This is a genomic window from Candidatus Poseidoniia archaeon (genome assembly GCA_030748895.1).
Taxonomy (GTDB): Archaea; Thermoplasmatota; Poseidoniia; order MGIII; family CG-Epi1; genus UBA8886.
This window is the reverse complement of the sequence record JASMLC010000021.1, coordinates 1-2,993: the sequence shown is the minus strand read 5'-3', so window position 1 is coordinate 2,993 and position 2,993 is coordinate 1. Positions and strand designations below refer to the sequence as shown.

Genomic DNA, 2,993 nt, shown 5'->3' with positions numbered 1-2,993 from the left:
AGTATCCGACGGGCAACGATTTCCACATGGCGTCGCTAATCAACAAAGGCATAACTCTCCACATCGACGACCTTCCCGACGGAGTGAAGGAGGGAACGTATGCCTTCGTAGCACACCGTAATGCAGTAGCCCCCAACTACGAGAACTTTCACTATTACACTCCAGCCATAGTCGCCGGCTTCAGAATCACAGAGATAGAGAAGAAGTTGGAGACGCTATTAACACCATAGGAGACAATATCCATGAATGAAGAACTGAAGAAGATAAGAGAGGAGACTGAAAGCGCGTGCCGCGTCGAGCGGAAGCGTGAAGAGCAGCGGCAAAGCGACCTGAAGGCGTTCTGGGCCAAAGAAGGAAAATTACTGCCCGAGAAGCTGGCCATGTCGAAGGAGATATTCCAGTGGGGCAGCAAACTGCTCGCTAGCGAGGACTACCAGTACATTCGGGGCGTTGCATTATTTTTACCTCGAAATGGGCTGCATGTCTTTGGCGGAAGTTGGGGGGACGGCAACGATGGAGGGTATGGGTGCTCCTCAAGTCTTGCACTATATGATAACGGGACTTTTTACTACAGCAAGCGTGCCAAGTGGGCTCAGCTGGGTGGATTCCCAATCCCCGACCCGGAGACAATGGCGGAATCGCTGGTTTATTGCTATATATCCGAGATCCGCGAAGTTGCAAGCAAGGGGGTTGGCCACACAGTTACTCGCATCATCGAACGTAACCGGTGGTATATTCGAAAAGGAATTGAGCACGCGCAGGAGGTTGAAGGATGAAGGCATCCTTCGACTGCGAGGCATGCGACGGTCACCTGTTCACTCTGACGTATGGCGACGATGGGCGGTTTCTGGTATACGACAACGGCTGGCGCAAGATACGCGTTCCTGGTTATGCCCTGGAAGCGGTCAAGTTTGCCATGGAACAGCGCAACGCGCGCCTGCTCTACGGCATTGACGAGGACTATGTCCAGGGATACTGCACGTCCTGTGACAAGCTGTATTGTGGTAAGCATGGGACTGGATACCCGATCATCGAGGCGGACGGATGGTGCGACGGCTTCGTACGAATCTGCCCGGAAGGGCACCGGAAGGAGGTTTAATGCAGGAATCAATTACGACCAAGAGAGTGACAGTTCGTGAGTACGTCGCTCGCATCCTTATTCTGTTCACGAAGCTGAAACTGAGGATTGCACGAGACTCCGATAATGATTATATAGAGATGTTCGAGAAAGAGGAGAGTGCTGATGAGTATAGTTATAGCGATGAGGTAGTGGCGAAAGAGCTGTTCGTGTGGTCACGCTTCAACTTGTTTTGCCCTCCTGATGAGCTGGAAGAAATGGAAAGTGAGCTGGAAACAGTGAAACAGAGATTGTGTTATCTCGATTACCAAGGAATCGAGCTCTGTCATTGGCAGACCGGTATCATTGGCACACTGGACGAGGGGTGGTCATGCCTCCTGGTGACAATGGAGGGAGACTTTATTCTGATGGAAGGCACAAAACGGTCTGGACAGATGCAGACTGTGGTGATGGAGACTCCCGAGTCCTTGAGGGACTGGCTTACAAGCGAACAGTTACGAGAAGTGCTGACGGGCGTACTTGATGGCAAAGTCTATGATGTTGGAACGCGGGGACTGTGGCTGCCGCGGGATGAGGAAGTGAGTGGTTGGCTGCAGCAGCGGCAGGACGCCCGCGAGCGCGGAGACGAGGAGAAGTCGGGCGATATTTCAGCCTTCCTGGAGATGGCAGGAATAGCCGTTTCGGACACGCCAGGGAAGCCAGTATGGAAGCGGACTGCAGTGGGTGAGATTCGCAATATGGAAGGGCTGAGGAGGGCTCTCAGAAAAATATACAATATGAATTAGAAATTGTGTAAATCTTGATTCTGCCACTCCATTGAGAAACAGCAGGATTTGCTAAAGAATTTAGTATTACGGCCCTATTGTGCGTTTTTAGTGAAAATTATTTGAATTTTGGGGATACCCCTCTACGGGGGGTAAAAAGTATTTGGAATGAATGAATTTAACGCCTGGATAATGCAAAATCACGCCAAAACGAGGAAATTTCACGGTAAAAATTGGGTGTGGGTGGTGGATTTGGTCGTAATCAAAAAATGGTATCGTCGAGGTTCATTAACGAATTTGAGTGCGAGGAGGGGGGTTCAACATGCTGCCGGCCCTTCGCAAGCAAAAAAACATAAAAAATGGATTCGAGAATTAAAAGTATTTGGAGGAATTATCTGTCTCCTGCACCCCCCTCGCCGTCAGTGCGAAGTGCAGGGCGTAACTTAATGTCAACCATATACATGGTTAACTCCTACAAGTCAAATATGGCCGGTGGTGTTAGGATGGTTGATGCTGAGGTGCGAATGATAGAAGCGGGGCTGGGACGTGTTGAGATTCATAGCCGTCTGCTGGATAATACAGTTGGTGAGCTGCCATGATTCCCCATGGGAGATAACTTGTCCGGAATAATCAAGTTCCCAGTCGTTATTTTCAAGCAAACATCTGACCCGGGACTCCTTCATGATGTGAAGACTTTTCTAAGCCACAGGATGAATCCGGCTGACGTAAGGATAGACGAAGAGACATTTGAGATTGTGGTCCACAACCACACCACCAAAGAGGTTCGGAAGATTATCAATCAATACAATCGTGGCTTAAGCGAGTCGGGTCATGGTGGTTTTAGGGGGCACCCAGAGGTTGAGGAGAGGGAGATTGACCTGAAACAAGAATTGAGAATTGTTACCACCGAGCGAGACACTGCTGTACAAGAGCTTGAAAGCAGGCGCCAGCGCGAAGCAGAGCTGGGAGACAAATGGGGAGATGAGCGCCGAGACTACGAAGAATCAATTAAACTGCTCACCCGTCGCCTCATCAAACGCAAGAAGGCGCTCGATAGGATGGAGGAAGAGTACGACCAGATGGTCATGGCGGAGCGCGAGGAGCGGCGGCAGCTGCTCCAGCGCTGGCGGCGGACACCAGTGTGGCGCGTG

At 50.7% G+C, this 2,993-nt stretch carries 6 protein-coding genes; all 6 read left to right on the top strand.

The window, feature by feature from the left end:
- Positions 1–230 (top strand): hypothetical protein (locus QGG57_06725; protein MDP7007857.1); only part of this gene is annotated, 230 nt, incomplete at its 5' end.
- A gap of 12 nt (positions 231–242) precedes the next feature.
- The gene (locus tag QGG57_06720) at positions 243–776 is read left to right on the top strand and encodes a hypothetical protein (GenBank protein MDP7007856.1); all 534 of its coding nucleotides are present in this window, start codon (positions 243–245) and stop codon (positions 774–776) included.
- Complete coding sequence (locus QGG57_06715) at positions 773–1,099, top strand: hypothetical protein (protein ID MDP7007855.1); 327 nt, start codon at positions 773–775, stop codon at positions 1,097–1,099. Before QGG57_06720 ends, QGG57_06715 begins: the two co-directional genes overlap by 4 nt.
- Positions 1,099–1,863: a hypothetical protein gene (locus QGG57_06710; GenBank protein ID MDP7007854.1), complete on the top strand. Its 765-nt coding sequence runs from the start codon at positions 1,099–1,101 to the stop codon at positions 1,861–1,863. The genes QGG57_06715 and QGG57_06710 overlap by 1 nt, the downstream gene beginning before the upstream one ends.
- A gap of 147 nt (positions 1,864–2,010) precedes the next feature.
- Entirely contained in the window at positions 2,011–2,289 is a 279-nt protein-coding gene (locus QGG57_06705) for a hypothetical protein (GenBank protein ID MDP7007853.1), read from the top strand.
- A 158-nt stretch (positions 2,290–2,447) separates the two neighbouring features.
- On the top strand, positions 2,448–2,993 hold a 546-nt coding region (locus QGG57_06700; protein ID MDP7007852.1), incomplete at its 3' end, for a hypothetical protein.

Bases quoted from the DNA above. Each gene is read 5' to 3' on its own strand.
- QGG57_06720 (MDP7007856.1), top strand. From the start codon at position 243: ATGAATGAAGAACTGAAGAAGATAAGAGAGGAGACTGAAAGCGCGTGC.
- QGG57_06715 (MDP7007855.1), top strand. From the start codon at position 773: ATGAAGGCATCCTTCGACTGCGAGGCATGCGACGGTCACCTGTTCACT.
- QGG57_06710 (MDP7007854.1), top strand. From the start codon at position 1,099: ATGCAGGAATCAATTACGACCAAGAGAGTGACAGTTCGTGAGTACGTC.
- QGG57_06705 (MDP7007853.1), top strand. From the start codon at position 2,011: ATGAATGAATTTAACGCCTGGATAATGCAAAATCACGCCAAAACGAGG.